The 20,621-nt window shown below is 61.7% G+C and carries 21 protein-coding genes and 2 tRNA genes; 19 read left to right on the top strand and 4 right to left on the bottom strand.

Annotated elements, in window-relative coordinates; all coding sequences use genetic code 11:
• Positions 1-141: 141 nt before the first annotated feature.
• The 6 genes from mscL (at position 142) to LJE98_RS02840 (ending at position 8,221) form a co-directional block, all read left to right on the top strand.
• Positions 142-567 carry a large conductance mechanosensitive channel protein MscL gene (gene mscL / locus LJE98_RS02865; protein WP_229573264.1) on the top strand — a complete coding sequence of 142 codons (426 nt, stop codon included), beginning with the start codon at positions 142-144 and terminating at the stop codon, positions 565-567.
• 132 nt (positions 568-699) lie between these two features.
• Positions 700-1,869, top strand: coding sequence for a pyridoxal phosphate-dependent aminotransferase (locus LJE98_RS02860; protein WP_229573263.1), 1,170 nt, complete (start codon positions 700-702; stop codon positions 1,867-1,869).
• 163 nt (positions 1,870-2,032) lie between these two features.
• Complete coding sequence (gene galE / locus LJE98_RS02855; RefSeq protein ID WP_229573261.1) at positions 2,033-3,064, top strand: UDP-glucose 4-epimerase GalE; 1,032 nt, start codon at positions 2,033-2,035, stop codon at positions 3,062-3,064.
• Between the two features lie 191 nt (positions 3,065-3,255).
• Complete coding sequence (locus tag LJE98_RS02850; RefSeq protein ID WP_229573259.1) at positions 3,256-4,326, top strand: HlyD family secretion protein; 1,071 nt, start codon at positions 3,256-3,258, stop codon at positions 4,324-4,326.
• A 1-nt stretch (position 4,327) separates the two neighbouring features.
• Positions 4,328-7,105, top strand: coding sequence for a ribosome-associated ATPase/putative transporter RbbA (gene rbbA / locus LJE98_RS02845; protein ID WP_229573257.1), 2,778 nt, complete (start codon positions 4,328-4,330; stop codon positions 7,103-7,105).
• Positions 7,106-7,108: 3 nt separating this feature from the next.
• Positions 7,109-8,221 carry an ABC transporter permease gene (locus tag LJE98_RS02840; protein ID WP_229573256.1) on the top strand — a complete coding sequence of 371 codons (1,113 nt, stop codon included), beginning with the start codon at positions 7,109-7,111 and terminating at the stop codon, positions 8,219-8,221.
• A gap of 102 nt (positions 8,222-8,323) precedes the next feature.
• On the opposite strand, the gene katG is transcribed toward LJE98_RS02840, so the two are convergent.
• A complete protein-coding gene (gene katG / locus LJE98_RS02835; protein WP_229573255.1) occupies positions 8,324-10,501 on the bottom strand; it encodes a catalase/peroxidase HPI in 2,178 nt (725 codons plus the stop codon).
• A 263-nt stretch (positions 10,502-10,764) separates the two neighbouring features.
• Between katG and LJE98_RS02830 the strand changes: the two genes are divergently transcribed.
• Positions 10,765-11,691 carry a hydrogen peroxide-inducible genes activator gene (locus LJE98_RS02830; protein ID WP_229573254.1) on the top strand — a complete coding sequence of 309 codons (927 nt, stop codon included), beginning with the start codon at positions 10,765-10,767 and terminating at the stop codon, positions 11,689-11,691.
• Between the two features lie 51 nt (positions 11,692-11,742).
• A complete protein-coding gene (locus LJE98_RS02825; RefSeq protein WP_229573253.1) occupies positions 11,743-12,366 on the top strand; it encodes a hypothetical protein in 624 nt (207 codons plus the stop codon).
• Positions 12,367-12,450: 84 nt separating this feature from the next.
• On the opposite strand, the gene LJE98_RS02820 is transcribed toward LJE98_RS02825, so the two are convergent.
• Positions 12,451-12,525: transfer RNA gene (locus tag LJE98_RS02820), tRNA-Thr, on the bottom strand.
• A 154-nt stretch (positions 12,526-12,679) separates the two neighbouring features.
• Here LJE98_RS02820 and LJE98_RS02815 point away from each other — a divergent pair.
• The 10 genes from LJE98_RS02815 (at position 12,680) to LJE98_RS02770 (ending at position 18,806) form a co-directional block, all read left to right on the top strand.
• Entirely contained in the window at positions 12,680-12,994 is a 315-nt protein-coding gene (locus tag LJE98_RS02815) for a hypothetical protein (protein ID WP_229573252.1), read from the top strand.
• Positions 12,995-13,120: 126 nt separating this feature from the next.
• Complete coding sequence (gene murA / locus LJE98_RS02810) at positions 13,121-14,413, top strand: UDP-N-acetylglucosamine 1-carboxyvinyltransferase (RefSeq protein WP_229573251.1); 1,293 nt, start codon at positions 13,121-13,123, stop codon at positions 14,411-14,413.
• A gap of 136 nt (positions 14,414-14,549) precedes the next feature.
• Positions 14,550-14,987 (top strand): DUF2948 family protein, encoded by a 438-nt coding sequence (locus tag LJE98_RS02805; RefSeq protein ID WP_229573250.1) that lies wholly within the window; start codon positions 14,550-14,552, stop codon positions 14,985-14,987.
• A gap of 67 nt (positions 14,988-15,054) precedes the next feature.
• Positions 15,055-16,353: a histidinol dehydrogenase gene (gene hisD / locus LJE98_RS02800; protein WP_229573248.1), complete on the top strand. Its 1,299-nt coding sequence runs from the start codon at positions 15,055-15,057 to the stop codon at positions 16,351-16,353.
• A 4-nt stretch (positions 16,354-16,357) separates the two neighbouring features.
• Positions 16,358-16,831: a UPF0262 family protein gene (locus tag LJE98_RS02795; RefSeq protein ID WP_229573246.1), complete on the top strand. Its 474-nt coding sequence runs from the start codon at positions 16,358-16,360 to the stop codon at positions 16,829-16,831.
• Positions 16,832-16,848: 17 nt separating this feature from the next.
• Entirely contained in the window at positions 16,849-17,298 is a 450-nt protein-coding gene (locus LJE98_RS02790) for a low molecular weight phosphatase family protein (RefSeq protein ID WP_420710098.1), read from the top strand.
• 143 nt (positions 17,299-17,441) lie between these two features.
• Positions 17,442-17,660, top strand: a complete 219-nt coding sequence (gene infA / locus LJE98_RS02785; protein WP_004435948.1) for a translation initiation factor IF-1 — start codon at positions 17,442-17,444, stop codon at positions 17,658-17,660.
• A gap of 39 nt (positions 17,661-17,699) precedes the next feature.
• On the top strand, positions 17,700-18,320 hold the full coding sequence (locus tag LJE98_RS02780; RefSeq protein ID WP_229573239.1) for a Maf-like protein: 621 nt from the start codon (positions 17,700-17,702) through the stop codon (positions 18,318-18,320).
• 2 nt (positions 18,321-18,322) lie between these two features.
• On the top strand, positions 18,323-18,535 hold the full coding sequence (gene yacG, locus LJE98_RS02775; RefSeq protein WP_229573237.1) for a DNA gyrase inhibitor YacG: 213 nt from the start codon (positions 18,323-18,325) through the stop codon (positions 18,533-18,535).
• A 195-nt stretch (positions 18,536-18,730) separates the two neighbouring features.
• A tRNA-Phe gene (locus tag LJE98_RS02770) sits at positions 18,731-18,806 on the top strand.
• 70 nt (positions 18,807-18,876) lie between these two features.
• On the opposite strand, the gene LJE98_RS02765 is transcribed toward LJE98_RS02770, so the two are convergent.
• Together LJE98_RS02765 and LJE98_RS02760 are read right to left on the bottom strand one after the other, a co-directional pair.
• Positions 18,877-19,215 (bottom strand): tyrosine-type recombinase/integrase, encoded by a 339-nt coding sequence (locus LJE98_RS02765; RefSeq protein WP_229573236.1) that lies wholly within the window; start codon positions 19,213-19,215, stop codon positions 18,877-18,879.
• Positions 19,166-19,393, bottom strand: a complete 228-nt coding sequence (locus LJE98_RS02760) for a hypothetical protein (RefSeq protein WP_229573234.1) — start codon at positions 19,391-19,393, stop codon at positions 19,166-19,168. The genes LJE98_RS02765 and LJE98_RS02760 overlap by 50 nt, the downstream gene beginning before the upstream one ends.
• A gap of 239 nt (positions 19,394-19,632) precedes the next feature.
• On the opposite strand from LJE98_RS02760, the gene LJE98_RS02755 reads away from it, so the two are divergent.
• On the top strand, positions 19,633-20,619 hold the full coding sequence (locus LJE98_RS02755) for a BMP family protein (RefSeq protein ID WP_229573232.1): 987 nt from the start codon (positions 19,633-19,635) through the stop codon (positions 20,617-20,619).
• Positions 20,620-20,621 lie beyond the last annotated feature (2 nt).

Below are 20,621 nucleotides of genomic sequence, written 5' to 3'. Positions count from 1 at the left end.
ATCGCTCGCATCATTGACCTTAGTCGAAACCCTGACATCGGAATGTGCCGATTTACCATTTCCGAAAACGTGAAGATTGATTAACCATAACGCGGGCAACCGTCGCCCGGACGGGTCCGGACCACAAAGGAGCAGGGGACAATGTTACAGGAATTCAAGACATTCATCGCGCGCGGCAACGTCATGGACCTTGCCGTCGGCGTGATCATCGGCGGGGCCTTCGGCCTCATCGTCAATTCGCTGGTACAAGACATCGTGATGCCGATCGTCGGCGTCATCTTCGGTGGATTCGACTTCTCCAACTACTTCATACCGTTGAGCAGCAATGTCACGGCAAACTCGCTGGCGGCAGCCCGCGAGCAGGGCGCGGTCTTCGCCTATGGCAATTTCATCACCGTCGCCATCAACTTCTTGATCCTCGCCTGGATCATCTTCCTCATGGTCAGGGGCGTAAATGCGCTGCGCAAGTCGATGGAGAAGGAAGAAATGGTGGCCGATGAAGCCGCGCCGCCACCGGCCGACGTTCAGCTCCTGACCGAGATCCGCGATCTCCTCAAGACCCGCTGAACCGCCGTTCCTCGTCCGCTTGGCGGGCGGGGAACCTATCAGCAGGATCGATCCTGTCCTCAAGGAATATCATGGGATTTTTGTCCATTGATCGGCTAGACAAAGCACACCGATCGAAGGAGTGAAGACCCGATGCCCTTGCTGGACAGCCTCAGCCCCCGCGCACTCGCCGCACCGGAAAGCGGTATCGTCGAGATCATCAACTATGCGCGCGGCCGCGATGGTCTGCTTCCACTCTGGGCTGGTGAGGGCGATCTTCCGACGCCGGGTTTTATCAATCGTGCCGCAAGCGATGCCCTGCTCGGTGGGGAAACCTTCTACACCTGGCAGCGCGGCATTCCCGAACTGCGGCAGGCTCTCTCGCGCTACTACCAACGCCACTTCGGCGCCGACCTGCCGGTCGAGCATTTCTACCTCACGGCGTCAGGCATGCAGGCGATCGCGCTTTCCGTACAGGCTCTCACCTCGCCGGGTGACGAGATGATTTATCTTTCGCCCTGCTGGCCGAACATCGTCTCCGCGATCGATCTGGCGGGTGCCAAATCGGTCTGCGTGCCACTTTCCTTCACGGAGGGACGCTGGGTCCTCGATCTGGACCGTCTGGAAAAGGCGATTACCCCGAAGACCAGAGCACTCTTCATCAACACGCCGTCCAACCCGACAGGCTGGACGGCAAGCCGCGAAGACCTCAAGGCGATTCTGGAAATTGCCCGACGCCACGGCATCTGGATTCTCGCCGATGAAATCTATGCGCTTTACTACTACGGTGGCGCCGAGCGAGCCCCTTCCTTTCTCGACGTGATGACGGAGGGCGACAAGGTGATTTTCGCCAATTCCTTCTCGAAGAACTGGTCGATGACCGGTTGGCGTGTCGGTTGGATCGTGGCCCCGCCGGAACTCGGCCAGGTGCTGGAAAATCTCATTCAGTATTCGACGTCCGGCGTCGCCCAGTTCATGCAGCGCGGAGCCGTCGTCGCCCTCGATCAGGGTGACGATTTCGTCCGCGAGAACATTGCAAGGGCCATGGCCTCGCGCGACATCCTTTGCGATGCCCTGATTGCCACCAACAGGGTCGAGACACTGAAGCCGGAAGGTGCGCTTTACGCCTTCCTCAAGATCGATGGCATCACCGACAGCAGACAGGCAGCGCTCGACATCGTCGACAAGACCGGAGTCGGAATGGCGCCGGGAACGGCATTTGGCGAGGGAGGGTTGCCCTTCTTGCGGGCTTGCTTCCTGCGCAATCCCGCGCATATCGCGGACGCCGCCGAGCGTCTCGGCAGCTACATCAAGGCGCTCTGAGACAGGTTTGGCGGGTCGCTAAAATTTGAATGAAACGGCTTAGAGCCGCTTAACGATGAATCCAGATAGACAAGCTATTTCAGAGGCTTGGGTGCGATTCATAAGCACTCCGTAAGAAGCACGTGCTTTCCTCCCGATAACAAGAACAACGGGAAGAACTGTCATGGCGATCTTGGTGACGGGGGGCGCAGGCTTCATCGGCAGCCACATGGTTTGGGCTCTGCTCGACGCGGGGGAGGATGTTGTCGTCGTTGATCGACTGTCCACCGGATTTCGCTGGGCCGTAGCGCCGGGTGCGCGCTTTTATCTGGGCGACATTGCCAAGCCGACGGTCCTGAAACAGATTTTCGCTGAAAACGAGATCGAGGCGATCATTCATTTCGCCGGCTCGATCGTGGTGCCGGAATCGATTGCCGATCCGCTGACCTATTACGAGAACAACACCGAAAATACTCGGCGTCTTCTGTCAGCAGCGGTGAAGGCCGGCATCGACAAGGTCATCTTTTCCTCGACGGCTGCAGTCTACGGGCTGCCCGACAAGCCGCTGCCCGTGCGTGAGGACGCCCCTCTGCGTCCGGAATCGCCCTATGGCCAGTCGAAGCTGATGAGCGAGATGATGTTGCGCGACACGGCGCGCGCCCATGGTCTCTGCTATGTTGCCCTACGCTATTTCAACGTCGCCGGTGCAGACGTGAAGGGCCGCGCTGGAAATTCGGCGGCGGGTGCCACGCATCTCCTCAAGGTCGCTTGCGAGGCGGCATTGGGCAAGAGATCCTATATGTCGGTCTACGGTACGGATTACGATACGCCTGACGGTACGGGCGTGCGGGACTACATCCACATCAACGATCTCGTCGATGCTCACCTGCAGGCGCTCCGCTACCTGCGGAAAGGCGGCGGCCCCCTTGTTGCCAATTGCGGTTATGGCAAGGGCTATTCGGTCCTCGACATCGTCGAGGCCGTGCGCCGCGCCACGAATGTCGATTTCAAGGTGGATTATGCTCCGCGTCGTCCGGGTGACGCATCGCTCGTGGTCGCCGACTCGACGCTGGCCAAACAGGTTCTCGGCTGGGTGCCGCGCTATGATGACCTCGGTGTCATCGTGGACACGGCCCTGTCCTGGGAGCGCCGCCTCGAGGAAATCGCCATGCCCGATATCAAGGATCTCCGCCGCAAGCTCGCCAGCGGCTTCTGAATACATGGTTCGTTGCGCCAGAGAGACGCCACCCCGGCTTGCCGGGGTGGCGTTTTGGCGAGCAGATCGCGCTGTCCGAAGCAATCTCCAATTGACGTGGATCAAGTTGGCCTGCGGCCTTGCCGCCTATGACTATGGAAAGGCCGTCGGGACTGGGGCCCGGCGTGTCAGACGGATCATGGAGATGGCTGATGGCGAAGCGCCCGAGCGGCTGGTTGGCCGCCCTGCTGGTGGTCGTAATAGGCGGTGGCGCTTACTACGGCTGGAAGACCTATGAAGGCGATGGCCTACCCGAGCATATCGCCCACGGGAACGGCCGCATCGAGGCGGTCGAGATCGATATCTCCACCAAGACCGGCGGTCGGGTGAAGGACATTCTCGTCGGCGAGGGCGATTTCGTCACGGCAGGGCAGGTGCTTGCCGTCATGGAAACCGATCAGCTCGATGCGGGCCGCCGGCAGGCGGTGGCGGAGCACCGCCGGGCACTGGTCGCCGTCGATACGGCGGGCAGCGTTGTCGACCAGAGACTGGCAGAGCGTGAGGCGGCACTCGCGACCGTCGCGCAACGCGAGGCGCAACTCAGTGCTGCCGAAACCAAGCTTGCCCGGACCGAACGCCTGATTGAAAGCCGGACGACCAGCCAGCAGGTCGCAGATGACGACAAGGCCGCAGCCGCAGGTGCACGCGCGGCGCTCGCAGCGGCAAAGGCTCAGGTGTCGGCCGCCGAGGCCGCGATCGGCGGCGCGCGCGCCCAGGTGATCGACGCTGAAGCAGCTGTCGCCGCAGCGGCAGCTGCCCTTGAGCGCATAGAGGCAGATATTGCAGACAGCACGCTGCGTGCGCCGAGGGACGGTCGTGTCCAATATCGCGTGGCTCAACTCGGCGAGGTCCTGGGTGCTGGCGGCCGGGTGCTGAACATTGTCGATCTCTCCGACGTTTACATGGCCTTCTTCCTGCCGACAGCAGAGGTCGGACGTATCGCGCTCGGCAGCGAAGCCCGCATCGTGCTTGATGCCGCCGCCGCGTATACCATCCCGGCGCGGATCAGCTTCGTCGCGGATGTTGCACAGTTCACCCCGAAGACCGTGGAGACCGACGAGGAACGCGAGAAACTGATGTTCCGGGTCAAGGCGCAGATCCCGGAACCTCTGCTCAAGAAATATATCCAGCAGGTCAAGACGGGGCTGCCGGGCATTGCCTATGTCAATCTCGATTCCGAAGCCCCCTGGCCCGAAAGCCTGACCACAAACCTGGTGCAGTGAAATGGACGGGGTTTTGGAGACGCTGAGGGGGGATCCGGTCATACGGCTCGACGGCGTCGGCCTCTCTTATGGCAAGACGCAAGCCCTGCGGGACATCTCGCTTGACGTCTCCGCCGGCCTTATGGTCGGTCTGATCGGACCAGACGGTGTCGGCAAGTCGAGCCTGCTTTCGCTCGTCTCCGGCGCCCGCGCCATTCAGGCGGGCCGGATCGAGGTCCTGGGTGGCGACATGGCGCGTGCCTCCCATCGCCAGAAATCCTGCCCGCGTATTGCCTACATGCCGCAAGGCTTGGGCAAGAACCTCTACCCCACGCTCTCGGTCTTCGAGAATGTCGACTTTTTCGGCCGGCTCTTCGGCCAGGCTCGTGGTGAACGGGAACATCGGATCTCGGGCCTGCTGCATGCAACGGGCCTTGCAGCCTTCGCCGATCGGCCGGCCGGTAAACTGTCGGGCGGCATGAAGCAGAAGCTGGGCCTCTGCTGCGCCCTGATCCATGATCCGGATCTTCTCATCCTCGACGAGCCGACCACTGGCGTCGATCCGCTGTCGCGCCGGCAATTCTGGGAGCTGATCGACGGCATTCGCGCGCAGCGGCCTGGAATGAGCGTCGTCGTGGCGACAGCCTATATGGAGGAGGCCGAGCGTTTCGATTGGCTGGTCGCCATGGATGAAGGCCGCATCCTGGCGACGGGAACGCCGGCTGAACTTCTTACCCGGACCGGAGCCGGTACACTCGATGCTGCCTTTGTCGCTCTATTGCCCGCAGACAAGCGCGGTCGCGCAGAACCGCTGCACATCCCCTCTCGACAGGTGGGTGTGGAGGATGAGATTGCGATTCGGGCCGACAACCTGACCATGCGCTTTGGCGACTTCACGGCCGTTGATAACGTCAGCTTTCAGATCCCGCGCGGCGAGATTTTTGGCTTTCTGGGCTCCAACGGCTGCGGCAAGACGACGACCATGAAGATGCTGACGGGGCTGCTGGCCGCGAGCGAAGGTAGAGCCGAGGTCTTCGGCCATCTCGTCGATCCCAAGGACATCGCGATCCGCCGTCGTGTCGGCTACATGAGCCAGGCCTTCTCGCTCTATGGCGAGCTGACGCTGCGTCAGAATCTGGAACTGCATGGCCGGTTGTTCGGCATGACCGCAGCCGAGATCGAGCCACGTATTGCAGATCTTGCCGCGCGCTTCGGCCTTGCGCGGGTGCTGGATGAGTGGCCGGACGCCCTGCCGCTTGGCATGCGCCAGCGTCTTTCCCTGGCCGTCGCACTGATCCATCGGCCTGATATCTTGATCCTCGACGAACCGACTTCGGGCGTCGACCCGGTGGCGCGTGACGGCTTCTGGCAATTGCTCGCCGATCTCTCCCGGCGCGACGGTGTGACGATCTTTGTCTCGACACACTTCATGAACGAAGCGGCACTCTGCGATCGCATTTCGCTGATGCATGCCGGCAGGGTACTCGTGACTGATGCGCCCGAGGCGATCGTTTCAGGTTGCAAGGCGCAGGACCTGGAACAGGCCTTCATCCAGTATCTGGAGACTGCGATCGGGGAAGAAGCCACGCCCAGTTTCGCCGTCGGACAGGACGAACATCAGCCGGGATCCCCGACAGCCGAGATGCCAGCCGCAAGACGACGCAGGCCTCTCCTCGATCGGCGCCGCCTGCTGGCCTTCAGCCGTCGAGAGGCGCTCGAGCTCGTTCGCGACCCGATCCGTGCGACGCTTGCCATGGTCGGCAGCCTCATCCTCATGTTTGTCATCGGTTATGGCATCAACCTTGACGTCGAGAACCTCACCTTTGCAGCACTCGACCGCGACGACACAGTGCTGAGCCGCGAATATGTCGCCGAGATTGCCGGCTCGCGTTATTTCATCGAGCGGCCACCGATTGCCAGCTACGAAGAACTCGATCGGCGCATGCGTTCCGGCGACATCAGTCTCGCCATCGAAATTCCGCCCGGCTTTGGCCGAGACCTTGCGCGTGGCAACCGCAGCGTGGAGGTCGGCGCCTGGATCGACGGCGCAATGCCGTCGCGTGCCGAGACCGTGTCTGGTTATGTCCAGGGCATGCACGCGACTTGGCTGGCCCGAAAGGCCCGCGAACTCTACGGCGACGAAGCACTGGCGGCGGCTTTCGAGATCGAAATCCGCTATCGGTACAATCCTGGCCTGGAGAGCTTGGTATCCATGGTGCCGGCCGTCATTCCGCTGCTCCTGATGCTGATCCCGGCCATGCTTTCGGTGCTGAGCGTGGTGCGGGAAAAGGAACTCGGCTCGATCATCAACTTCTATGTCACGCCCGTCACGCGGCTGGAATTTCTGCTCGGCAAGCAGCTGCCGTATATCGGCATTGCCTTCCTGAACTTCCTGATGCTGACAGCCTTTGCCGTCTTCGGCTTCCAGGTGCCGCTGACGGGCAGCTTCGCCGTTCTGGCACTGGGTGCCTTTCTCTATGTCTTCGCCGCCACGGCGCTTGGTCTCCTGCTCTCAAGCTTCATGAAGAGCCAGATCTCGGCGATCTTCGGAACCACGCTGCTCACCATCATTCCGGCGGTTCAGTTTTCCGGCATGCTTTCGCCAGTCTCGGCATTGCAGGGGGCAGGCGCTCTGATCGGCCAGATCTATCCGGCGAGCCACTTCGTCACCATTTCCCGCGGCGTCTTCTCAAAAGGGCTGACCTTCGTCGATCTCGGCCCGCAACTCCTGGCGCTGGCGATCGTTGGACCTCTGCTGCTTGTCGCCGGCACCCATCTCCTCAAGAAGCAGGCGGCGTGAACCATGCGTCTGGCAAACATCTTCGAACTCGGCATCAAGGAACTTCGCGGTCTCGTACGCGATCCGGCCCTGATGCTCTTGATCGTCTATGCCTTCACGCTGAACATCTACACGGCCGCAACGGCCGAACCGGAAACGCTGAACAAGGCGGCGGTCGCCATCGTCGATGAGGATCGCTCGCAAGTGTCGGCTCGGATCGAAAGCGCGCTCTATCCGCCCTATTTCCTGCCACCGAAGATGATCGCCTCCACCGAGATAGACCCGCGCATGAACGCCGGCCTCGACACCTTCGTGCTCGACATTCCACCGGAATTCCAGCGCGATCTTCTGGCCGGACGAAGCCCGCAGATCCAGCTCAACATCGATGCCACGCAGATGACCCAGGCTTTTTCCGGTGGTCGCTACATCCAGGAGATCGTCACCGGGGAGGTGACGGATTTCCTCAACCGGGGAGAGGCCGAGGATCGGGCGACAGTGTCTTTGTCTCTGCGGGCGCGTTTCAACCCTGAGCTCGACAAGGGCTGGTTCGGCGCGATCAATGAGGTCATCTCGGCGGTGACCATGCTCTCGATCATCCTGACGGGAGCGGCCCTCATCCGCGAACGGGAACATGGCACAATCGAACATCTTCTCGTCATGCCGGTAACACCCGCCGAGATCATGTTAAGCAAGATCTGGTCGATGGGTCTCGTCGTGCTTCTGGCGACCGTCTTTTCCCTCTTTGTCGTCGTGGAAGCCGCTCTCGATGTCCCGCTGCGGGGATCGATGTCCCTCTTTCTGGTCGGAGCGATCCTGCAGCTGGTCGCTGCCACCTCCATGGGTATTTTCCTGGCGACAGTGGCCGGTTCGATGCCGCAGTTCGGGCTCTTGCTGATGCTGGTTCTATTGCCGCTGCAGATCCTGTCCGGCGGTATGACCCCGCGTGAAAGCATGCCGGAGGTGATCCAGTGGATCATGTCGGCGGCGCCCAACACCCATTTCGTCATCATGGCTCAGGCGGTCTTGTTTCGCGACGCGGGCATTGGTGTCGTCTGGCCACAGATCCTGGCGCTGGTCGCGATCTCTGCCGTCTTCTTCGTTCTCTCGCTCAAGCGCTTCCGCGCATTCCTGCGCTGACAGGTCGAGGTCCAGACCACGAAAAAGCCGGAGATGCGGCGGCATCTCCGGCTTGCTCTGGCGGTCGTTAAGGCTCGCGCACGAGCTCTAGCGTCGCAAGGTTCAGACTTCGAGGTCGAAGCGGTCGGCGTTCATCACCTTCACCCAGGCGGCGACGAAGTCCTTGAGGAATTTCTCCTGGTTGTCGTCCTGTGCGTAGACTTCCGCATAGGCACGCAGGACCGAGTTGGAACCGAAGACGAGGTCTGCGCGGGTTGCGGTGAACTTCTTTTCACCGGTCTTGCGGTCGCAGATGTCGTAGGAGTTCTTGCCTGTCGGCTTCCAGGTGAAGCCCATGTCGGTCAGGTTGACGAAGAAGTCGTTCGTCAGCTGGCCTTCGCGGGTGGTGAACACGCCATGCTTGGTGCCGCCGTAATTGGTGCCGAGCACGCGCAGTCCGCCGAGTAGGACAGTCAGCTCAGAGCCGGTCAGACCCATGAGCTGTGCACGGTCGAGCAGCATCTCTTCGGGGCTGACAACGTAGTCCTTCTTGGTCCAGTTGCGGAAGCCGTCTGCCAGAGGCTCGAGCGCAGCGAAGCTTGCGGCATCCGTCTGCTCGGCGGTGGCGTCGCCACGGCCTGCAGCAAAGGGAACGGTCACGTCGTAACCGGCAGCCTTGGCGGCCTTCTCGATGCCGACATTGCCGGCCAGCACGATGATGTCGGCGACGCTGGCACCGAAGTCTTCGGCAATCAGTTCGAGCACGGACAAGACCTTGCCGAGACGGGCCGGCTCGTTGCCTTCCCAGTCACGCTGTGGGGCCAGACGAATGCGGGCACCGTTTGCACCGCCGCGCATGTCGGACTGGCGATAGGTACGAGCGCTGTCCCAGGCGGTGGCGACGAGCTCGGCGATCGAGAGACCGGACGCGGCGATCTTCGCCTTGGCGGCACCGACATCGTAGTTGACGGGGCCGGCCGGGATCGGATCCTGCCAGATCAGGTCTTCGGTCGGGGCTTCCGGGCCAATGTAGCGGACGCGTGGGCCGAGATCGCGGTGGGTCAGCTTGAACCAGGCGCGAGCAAACGTGTCCTGGAAATAGGCCGGATCCGCCATGAACTTCTCGCAGATCGCGCGGTAAGCCGGATCGACCTTCATCGCCATGTCGGCGTCGGTCATCATCGGCATGCGGCGGATCGACGGGTCGGTCGCATCGACCGGCATGTGTTCTTCCGTAATGCCGATCGGCTGCCACTGATGGGCACCGGCCGGGCTCTTGGTGAGTTCCCAGTCATAGCCAAAAAGCAGCTCGAAATAGCCCATGTCGAAAACGGTCGGATTGGCGGTCCACGCACCCTCGATGCCAGAGGTGACGGCCAGGGTCGCCTTGCCGTTCTGGTTCGGGTTCAGCCAGCCAAGGCCCTGGTTGTCGAGTTCGCCGGCTTCCGGCTCGACGCCGAGTGCCTGCGCATCGCCATTGCCATGTGCCTTGCCGACGGTGTGGCCACCGGCGGTGAGGGCCGCGGTTTCCTCGTCGTTCATCGCCATGCGGGCGAAGGTTTCGCGCACCTGGGCAGCCGTTGCGAGCGGATCAGGCTTGCCGTTCACGCCTTCCGGGTTGACATAGATGAGACCCATTTGCACAGCGGCGAGCGGGTTTTCCATCGTGTCAGGCTTGGTCACATCGTCGTAGCGGCTGTCGGAGGGGGCAAGCCACTGCTTTTCAGCACCCCAGTAGACGTCCTTTTCCGGACCCCAGATGTCGGGGCGGCCGAAGGCGAAGCCGAAGGTCTTCAAGCCCATGTCCTCATAGGCGACGGTGCCGGAGAAGAGGATGAGGTCGGCCCAGGAAATCTTGTTGCCGTATTTCTTCTTCAGCGGCCAGAGAAGGCGACGGGCCTTGTCGAGGCTGGCATTGTCAGGCCAGGAATTGAGCGGCGCGAAGCGGATATTGCCGGTGCCGCCGCCGCCGCGGCCATCGGCCAGGCGATACGAGCCGGCGGAGTGCCAGGCAAGGCGGATCATCAGGCCACCATAGTGACCCCAGTCGGCTGGCCACCATTCCTGACTGTCGCGCAACAGGGCCTTCATGTCGGCCTTGAGCGCTGCGACGTCGAGCTGCTTGACGGCCTCACGGTAGTCGAAGCCCTTGCCCATCGGGTCGGTCTTCGCATCGTGCTGATGCAAAATGTCGAGGTTCAGCGCATTCGGCCACCAGGCCATGACGGTTGCGCCGCTTTCCGTATTGGAGCCATGCATCACCGGACATTTGCCGGCGCCATTGTTGCTCAGGGTATCCATGATGTACCTCCTTGAAGAACCCGCTTATCCAGAATCGAATTGCTGAGAGGCTCTGCAAGAGCACGTCCACATCACAAGCCGATGAACTGGCGGCAGGACATTGCACCGTCCCGCCTGATCCGTCGCCTGCCTGTTCTCTCGAGAAACGAAAGCAGTTGAACCGCCTCCCTTAAGGCGGCCGCCGACATCATCTGGAATTGTTCTAGCAAAGCACATCGATTAATGTAAGTTGGAAATTGTGATCAGTTCCATAGGATTAGGTTATGATCAATTTTACACTTCGGCAGCTGCGATATTTCGATGCCTTGGCGCGTCACGGCCATTTCGGCCGGGCGGCGGAAGCCTGCTCGATCTCCCAGCCAGCCTTGTCGGTGCAGATCAAGGAACTCGAGGAAGCGCTGGGCGCCGAACTGTTCGAGCGCGCCGCCCGCCAGCTGCGGCTCTCGGCCTTCGGTGAGGAGTTTCTCCTGCGGGTGCGCGATATTCTGCGGTCCGTTGATGAACTGGGCGATCTTGCCCGCGCCCACCGCAAGCATCTCGTCGGACGCCTCAGGATCGGCGTCATTCCGACCGTTGCTCCCTATCTGCTGCCCGGTATGATCTCGGCTCTCACCCGCAAGAATACCGATCTCGACATCCATGTCCGCGAAAGCGTGACCCCGAAGCTTTTGCAGGAGTTGTCGGAGGGGCGGCTCGATACGGCGATCGTGGCATTGCCGGTTTCGGAGCCGGCGATGACCGAAATGCCGCTGTTCGAGGAGAATTTCGTCCTCGTCCGCCCAAAGGACGATGCCGACAAGCCTGTTCCCAGCGGCGAGATGCTGCGCGAGATGCGTCTCCTCCTGCTGGAGGAGGGGCACTGCTTCCGCGATCAGGCGCTTTCCTTCTGCGATATGGGTGCCGTGCGTCCGCGCGAAATCCTGGACGGCAGCTCGCTTTCGACCCTTGTCCAGATGGTTGGCGCCGGCATCGGTGTCACGCTGATCCCCGAGATTGCCATGAAGGTGGAGACGCGTTCCGCCGATGTCTCCATCGCCCGCTTCGAGCACCCGCAACCGTCGCGCAGGATCGGCATGATCTGGCGCAAGACGAGCCCGATCGCAAAACAGTTGATCGAAGTGGCGGATGTGGTGCGGGGAACGGCGGAGGCCCTGCAACTGCAACTGCGCATCATGGAGACATCTTCATGATTCATGCGAAACTTTCGCTCTCCGGCAACGTTCGCCCCAGAGAGGGAGCGGATGATGTGGACCTGGCTGGAAGAAAATCACGGCGTTTTATCGGCTCTTTCGAGCCTGGCCATGCTGGGTGTGTGGGTTCTTTATCTGCAACTCTTTTATTCGAGCTACAGGCACCAGATCCGGCCAAAGATCCTGATCACCAGGGGAGGCGGCCATACGGCGGCCGCCCGTTGCATCCTGACGAATATGAGCCCCGAGATTATCTTCGTTCAGGCGGTTCTTTTGCGACTGTCCTTCCCGGACGGAGAGGAAACCTATTCCTTGAGCGAGCTTGATCGCACGGGCTTTGCGCCGTCGGACAGGCGCAGCGAACTCGTTCAGGGGCCGTTGCGCAGCGGCGACTTTCTCGACCTCGGCTCCTTCGATGAACTGCTCTCGGCGCTGCTCGGAAAAGACGATGCCGGGCACAAACTCGCCGCAGCCAGCTCTCTCACCATCCTGGTGGTCGGAAGCTACACCTGGCACGACCGGCTTGCGGCCGCCGAAAGAACGTTCAACCTGGACCGCAACAAAGCCGATGAAATCGTCCTTCTGCCTGCCCGAATGACTTCCCGGCAGATCCGGACCAGGGCCGAGAGGCGGGCGATTGCCCGTATGGTCGAGAAACAGGCGGGACTCGACTGACCGTGCTGCAGAGACGATACGCTCGGTCCGAGGCTAAGGGCGACAGCCGTACAGATAAGTCGACTGGAGATAAGCGGGATGGAATGGTGCTGCTAGAGAGATTTGAACTCTCGGCCTCTCCCTTACCAAGGGAGTGCTCTACCCCTGAGCTATAGCAGCATCTGGCGGGCGACGCGTTTGGTCGGCCCGGAACGAGGCGCCTATTGCCATAGAGTTTCGGGCAGCGCAAGCCGTAAAGCGCTCGGGGTGGCAAGTTTTGTGACAGGGTTGGAAGGGACTTTGCGATTTTGCTCCGATCGTTTATCACCCGCTCATGACGAATGAGCCGGAAAACAAAGGTGAAGCGGATGATGGCCCGATCGAGGGCGCGCCGCTCGCTGATCGGGGAAAACCTGCGCGCTCCGATGCTGAAACACGGCGGCGCGAGCGGGCGGCGGCGAAACTGCGTGAGAATCTTGCCCGTCGCAAGCAGCAATCGCGGGCGCGACGCGCCGGCGAAGCCGAGGACGGGGTGGGGCTGCCGGCCGCGCGTCCAGCGTCGGTGGATGTGATTGCAGAAGGGCAGGGCGGTGAAGGGTTGCCCGACAATTCCACGCCTGCCGCAAATTCGTCCAAACCCGGTGATTAACCGAGCGTTGCAGCTTTAATTGAACCGCTCATGGTTTTCGTCTAAAGAGCCAGCCTCGCCGGATTGGCTACCTCTCACACGTTCTCAAGGAAAGGCGGGCACCTCTCGCCCGTATCGCAGGCTCTTATGGATCGCATCAGGATTGTTGGTGGCAATGCGTTGAACGGGATCATCCCGATCTCGGGCGCCAAGAACGCAGCGCTGCCCCTGATGATCGCCTCGCTATTGACGTCCGACACGCTGACGCTGGAAAACGTGCCGCATCTCGCCGATGTCGAAGGCCTGATCCGGATACTCGGCAATCACGGCGTCGATATCGCCGTGAATGGTCGCCGCGAACACCAGGACGGTTCCTATTCTCGCACCGTGCATTTCACCTGCCGCACCGTGGCTGACACGACGGCACCTTACGAACTGGTCTCCAAGATGCGCGCCAGCTTCTGGGTCATCGGCCCGTTGCTTGCCCGCGAAGGCCAGGCTCGCGTCTCGCTGCCGGGCGGTTGCGCCATCGGCACGCGCCCGGTCGATCTCTTCATCGAGGGCCTGACCGCGCTCGGCGCCGAAATGGAAATCGACGGCGGCTACATCAATGCCAAGGCGCCGAAGGGTGGCCTGATCGGCGCCCGTTATACCTTCCCCAAGGTTTCGGTCGGCGCGACCCACGTCATGCTGATGGCGGCCTCACTTGCCCGTGGCACGACCGTGATCGGCAATGCCGCGCGCGAGCCCGAGGTCGTCGATCTTGCCAATTGCTTGAACGCCATGGGCGCGAAGATTTCAGGCGCCGGCACGTCCACCATCACCATCGAAGGTGTGACGAGCCTCTCCGGCGCACGTCATCGGGTCCTGCCCGATCGCATCGAGACCGGCACCTATGCCATGGCGGTTGCCATGACCGGCGGTGACGTGACGTTGTCGGGCACCGACATCTCGCTCCTCGATACCGCGATCGAAGCAATCCGTCGCGCCGGTGCCGAAGTGTCGGCCGTTGACGGCGGCATCCGCGTCATTGGCCATGGCGATGCAATTCGCCCGGTCGATATCGTCACGGAACCCTTCCCCGGTTTCCCCACAGACCTCCAGGCCCAGTTCATGGGGCTCATGACCCGTGCAAACGGCATCTCGCATGTCACCGAAACGATCTTCGAGAACCGCTTCATGCATGTGCAGGAGCTGGCCCGCCTCGGCGCCAAGATCACGCTCTCGGGTCAGACGGCCCGAATCGAAGGCGTGACCCGGCTGCGCGGCGCTCCGGTCATGGCGACCGATCTGCGCGCCTCGGTATCTCTCGTCATCGGTGGTCTGGCTGCCGAAGGCGAGACTATGGTCAGCCGTGTCTACCATCTCGACCGCGGCTTCGAGCGCCTGGAAGAAAAGCTCACCCGCTGCGGCGCCATCGTCGAGCGGATCAGCGACTGACCGGCTTCACGCGACCTCTTTCGCAGCGATACGGGGCGAAAAGTCTTTTTGCCCCGTTGCCACTGGACAAGCCGCAACCTATGTCGAAAGCATGAAATTCGACGGGCACCGCCGAAAGGCGATACTGTGAGGTGACATGACGGACTTGAAGCTCCTGGCGCTCGATGCCGATGATCTCGCGATCATCTCGGCCCATATGCAGGACGCCGTGTTCAAGGTCGGCGACCTGAACTTCTCGGCCCGCTCGGGCCTGTTCTCGCTCGCGGCCAATCGCTTTGTCTGGGAAAAGGCGGCGCGTGCCACGAAGAGCTTCGAGCGTCGCCGCGCGGGTCTCAGTTTCAAGCGTGTCGAGGCCGTGCGCTCGATCGGCTTCGATCGGAGCAAGTCCGACGAGGTCATGAGCCTCCTCGCGATCCGTTATGCGCCGAAGGGCGAGGGGCCTGATGGCGTGGTTGAACTCCTGCTTGCCGGGGGCGGCACGATCGCGCTTGAAGTGGAATGCATCGAGGCCCAGCTCGCCGATACCGGTGGCGCGTGGGAAACGACGGCGCGTCCGGAGCACGAGGCGGGCTGAAGAGGCTTGCGACGCGTGGACGTCACGGCGTCGTCGAAATGGAAATGCTGAGAGGGAATTACGGGGCGTGGCAATCTGGCTGGATCAGGCATCGGGGGATTTCGAGGCGCGTTTTGCGGCCTTCCTGACGACCAAGCGTGAAGTCTCCGACGACGTCAATGACGCCGTGCGCAAGATCATCGCCGACGTGCGCGTGCGGGGAGACGCGGCGCTGGCCGAATACTCGAAGCGGTTCGACGGTGTGGATTTCGGAACGGTCCCGATGCAGGTGACCGCGGACGAGATTGCGGAAGCCCTGGCCGCCACCGCGCCCGAACTGGTAGACGCCTTGAAGCTTGCAGCCGAGCGTATCGAGCGCCACCACGCCCGACAAATGCCGAAGGACGATCTCTACGAGGATTCAATCGGCGTCGGCCTTGGCTCGCGCTGGACAGCGATCGATGCCGTCGGCCTCTATGTGCCGGGCGGCACGGCGAGCTATCCGAGCTCGGTGCTGATGAATGCGCTGCCGGCGAAGGTCGCAGGCGTGCCGCGTGTCGTCATGGTCGTGCCCGCAACCGGCGGCGCCATCAACCCGACGGTGCTGGCGGCAGCCAGCATTGCCGGCGTCACCGAGATTTACCGCATCGGCGGCGCCCAGGCGATCGCAGCCCTTGCCTATGGCACGGAAACGATCGCCCCTGTCGGCAAGATTGTCGGCCCGGGCAACGCCTATGTCGCGGCTGCCAAGCGTCAGGTCTTCGGCACCGTCGGTATCGACATGATCGCCGGCCCGTCGGAGGTCCTCATCATTGCCGACAAGGACAATGACCCGGACTGGCTGGCGGCCGACCTTCTCGCCCAGGCCGAGCACGATCCGGGCGCGCAGTCCATCGTGATCACCGATGACCGCGCGCTTGGCGAGGCTGTCGAGGCCGCAGTCGAGCGGCAGCTGAAATCGCTGCCCCGGGCGGAGACCGCCTCGGCCAGCTGGCGCGATTTCGGCGCGATCATCAAGGTGGCGAAGCTGGACGACTCCATCCCGCTCGCCAACCGCATTGCAGCAGAACATCTCGAACTCGCAGTCGATGATCCCGAACCCCTGATTTCGGGCATCCGCAATGCCGGCGCCATCTTCGTCGGCCGCCATACGCCCGAAGTGATCGGCGATTATGTCGGCGGTTCGAACCACGTTCTGCCCACGGCGCGCTCGGCCCGCTTTTCCTCGGGCCTGTCGGTGCTGGATTATGTCAAGCGCACGTCGATCCTGCGCCTCGGCCCGGATCAGCTGCGACAGCTGGCACCGGCAGCGATTGCGCTGGCGAAGTCAGAAGGGCTTGAAGCCCATGCCCGCTCTGTCGCCATCCGACTCAATCTCGGGGACTAGAAAAATGGCGGCGGGCGACTTCCGGCTCTCAGATGTCGTGCTGGACGAGACCATCGGGCGCTCGACCCCCGATGTCGAGCACGAACGGGCCGTCGCCATCTTCGACCTGATCGAGGAAAACACCTTCGAGCCGGTCGGCCATTCCGGCGGGCCCTACAGGCTTTTCCTCTCTTTGGTCGACCGAAAGCTCGTCTTCTCGATCAAGACGGAAGCTGGTGAAGATGTCGCCGTCCACATCCTGTCGCTGACCCCCCTTCAGCGGATCATCAAGGACTACTTCATGATCTGCGAGAGCTATTATGAGGCGATCCGCTCCTCGACGCCTTCGCAGATCGAGGCGATCGACATGGGGCGCCGCGGCATTCACAACGACGGCTCGCAGACGCTGATGGACAGGCTCTCGGGCAAGATCAAGATCGACTTCGACACCGCCCGCCGTCTCTTTACGCTGGTCTGCGTGCTCTATTGGCGGGGATAGGCGGAATGGATGAGGATATGTTTCGGGGCCGCCGTCCGTCGCGGCCGGGAGCGATCCTCTTCATGTGCGGCCAGAATGTCATCCGGAGTCCCATGGCCGAGGCCATCGCCAGACATCTGCTGCCGTCCGGAACATGGGTGGCGTCTGCCGGGGTGAGAAAGGGCGAACGGGATCCCTTCGTCGATGTCGTTCTCGAAGAGATTGGCCTCTCGCTCGGTCGTCGCCAGCCCCAGACGCTGGAAGACATGGCGGACGATTACTTCGATCTCGTCGTTACACTGACGCCGGAAGCGCATCACGCGGCGCTCGAACTCACGCGCTCTTCCGCCGTTGAGGTGGAGTACTGGCCGATGCCGGATCCAACGGTCGAGACCGGCACTCGCGAGCAGCGTCTGACCGCCTACCGCGACGTGCGCGATCGCCTGACGAAGCTGATCCGCGACAGGCTGGTTCTGGTCCCGGATTAGCGGCGGTTTCGGCCCCCTTGAAACAAATTCCAAAAGCCGAATCTACAAGGTTCACAAATGCCGGGCGATTGTGTAGTTTCCGCCCACATTTTCGGGACCCATCGTGCGTCCCGCTTTAACACCCCAGGAAAGACAACCACTCTATGGCTAAAGAAGAAGTCCTCGAATTCCCCGGCGTCGTCACGGAACTGCTGCCGAACGCCACCTTCCGTGTGAAGCTCGAAAATGAACATGAAATCATCGCCCATACCGCTGGGCGCATGCGCAAGAACCGTATCCGCGTTCTCGCAGGCGACAAGGTCCTGGTCGAGATGACGCCTTACGACCTGACCAAGGGCCGTATCACCTACCGCTTCAAATAAGCCCTGGCCTTTGACGTGAGGCTTTAGGAGCGCGTTCGGATGGAATTGAGACAGAAGCTGATTTTGGCCTCCGGGTCGCCGCGCCGCGTTGACCTGCTCAAACAGGCAGGAATCGAGCCCGCGCGCCTGATGCCGATGGATCTCGACGAGGCGCCGAAGAAGTCGGAGCATCCGCGCTCGCTCGCCCGGCGCCTGTCGGCGGACAAGGCAAGGGCAGCCCATCAGCAGGTGCGCAAGGACCTGACCTGGGGCGACAGCTACATTCTCGCCGCCGACACAGTGGTGGCGGTGGGGCGCCGTATCCTGCCGAAGGCGGAATTGATGCAGGAAGCCTCTTCGGCGCTGCATCTTCTCTCCGGCCGCAGCCACTGGGTCTTTACCGGCGTCTGCCTGATCGCCCCCGATGGCAAGCTGCGTCAGAAGATCGTCGAGACCAAGGTGCGCTTCAAGCGCCTCTCGGGCTACGACATCGAATGTTACCTCGCCTCGGGCGAATGGCGCGGCAAGGCCGGCGCCTATGCCATCCAGGGGATCGCTGGCAGTTTCGTTCAGAAGATTGTCGGCTCCTACACCAATGTTGTCGGCCTGCCGCTCTTCGAGACGCTGCAGATGCTCTCGGGCGAGGGCTATGGCGTGCATACGGGCTGGACGGAGGGCTGACGATGGCGCGAGGAGACCAGCAGCAGACCGCCAAGGTCGAGCCGCTGCGCAAGGCGCTGCCTTGCCCCGAATGCCGCCGTCCCTCCACACGGGAAAACTATCCCTTCTGCTCGGACCGCTGCCGCAATCTCGACCTCTCTCGCTGGCTGAAAGGCTCCTATGCCATTCCGGTGGCAGACGACGAGTCCAAAGCCGAGGACGACGGCCACTTCTGACCGCGACGAGAGCCTTCGGGCTTCTCGCGATCCTCTTGTTCTCGTTTGCTTTTCAGCCATTTTCACATCTTCTTCAAAAAAGTGCCGCAAGGCGCTGGACATGGCCGAACAAGATGTTATAACCCCGCTCGCTCCCGGGGATATACCCCGGCGGTCTTCGAGAAAGACCGGCAGGCTTTGCAAACAAGCCGAGATGCCCGGATAGCTCAGTTGGTAGAGCAGCGGATTGAAAATCCGCGTGTCGGTGGTTCAAATCCGCCTCCGGGCACCATTCCAAGCCCTTGATGTATTTATTGTTTTCGGACATTTTCGATCTCCTTGATTTCTAAGGTTTGACAGTTTCAGCCACCCGGTTTGACAACTCTCGTTTTCCGTTTGTTCAGCTCCTCCCCGAAATCCGCAACGACCGATGTCGCCTGCCGGGTCATGTCGGCGCGTCTCGAATAGTGCTTTGCCATCGCCTCGGTGGCGTGGCCAAGCACCAGCGCGATCGTGCCGTGGTCCCGGCCCATCTCGGCAAGAATGGTCGCGACGGTGTGCCTTAGCCCCTTCAATGTCAGGTCCGGCTGGATGGCACCCTCCGCTTCGAGCTTGCCCTTCAGCTTGATCCAGTTGGTACTGAAGCCATTATTAGGTCCAGGGCAGACTCCGGCTGTTGGCGCACAGAGTGACGGCGTCATGCTTAGGTTCCCCCGCCACTGCCTCGGCGACGGGTTCGAGCAGTGGCAGGTAAATCGGCCGTCCGGTCTTGTTGCGGCGAGTGTCGAGCCCGGCATCCGACATCGCCGACCTGGGGAGGCTGCTTGCATCCTGCGAATCGAGCGCATAGAACATCATCAGCGCGATCGGCAGCTTCATATGGGCCGGGGAAGCTCCAAGGCAGCCCTCGAACAGGCGAGCCCTTTTTGTCAGGTTGCCGCATGCCTCCTGCTGACAAGCCGCCCTACATTTCCGGACCAGCGATAAACGATTTCTGGCTTCCGGAGTCAGAGCGATCCGACCGCTTTGTCTATTTTATGCACAAGACTCGTCCTTGACACTTTTTTAGGCTTGGCTTACCCCTTTAAACCAATTGGTAAAAAAATGGGGAACCGCCAATGTCCAGAGAGATCCTGATCTCCCGGCGCAGCATTCTTGCGTCGGGTCTTGCCCTGAGTGCTTCGACTTTCATTCCCACAGCGCGTGCCGCGACACCGATCAAGGTGGCGGGCGTTCACGGCTCGCCCGTTGAAAATGCTTGGAATTCCGTGCTCCACAAAGCGCTTCAGGATGCTGCGGCCGAAGGAGCGATCGAATATGTCTTCTCCGAAGGCGTGTCTGGCACCGACTATCCGCGCGCCATGCGCGAATATGCCGAGCAGGGCGCCAAGCTGATCATCGGCGAGACTTTCCCGGTCGAGAAACAAGCCCGCGAAGTGGCGGTCGACTATCCCGAGACGGCCTTTGTTATGGGCTCCAGCGGCCAGCAGTCCGGGGACAATTTCGGCGTCTTCGGCACCTGGAACTTCGACGGCGCCTATCTCGCCGGCATGCTGGCCGGCAAGATGACCAAGTCCAATGTCGTCGGCTCGGTCGGCGCCATGCCGATCCCGGAAGTCAACATGCTGATCAATGCCTTCGCCGCCGGCGTCAAGGCAGTTAATCCGGATGCCAAGCACCTCGTGACCTTCATCGGCACCTTCTTCGATCCGCCGAAGGCGCGCGAGGCTGGTCTTGCCCAGATCGACGCCAGCGCCGACATTCTCTTCGGCGAGCGCATTGGTACAGCCGATGCCGCCAAGGAGCGTGGCATCAAGTCGATCGGCTCGCTGATCGACTATACCCCACGTTATCCGGAAACCGTCTTCGCCAACGCCCTTTGGAACTTCCGCCCGATCCTCAATGCTGCAATCGCCGACATTGCCGCCGGTAAGCCCACAGGTCGAGACTACACGGCCTATGGCCTGATGAAGGAAGGCGGCAGCGACATCGTCTATGTCAAGGGTACGGCTCCGGCCGACGCCGAAGCGGCGATGGAGGCCAAGCGTGCCGAAATCAAAGCCGGCACATTCGAAGTTCCCAAAGTGATGGACGAGCCGAAGTAAGC

Source organism: Rhizobium sp. 'Codium 1' (assembly GCF_020889605.1).
Classification (GTDB): domain Bacteria; phylum Pseudomonadota; class Alphaproteobacteria; order Rhizobiales; family Rhizobiaceae; genus Allorhizobium; species Allorhizobium algae.
The sequence above is the reverse complement of the archived record's forward strand: the minus strand, read 5'-3'. Positions and strand labels throughout refer to the sequence as shown.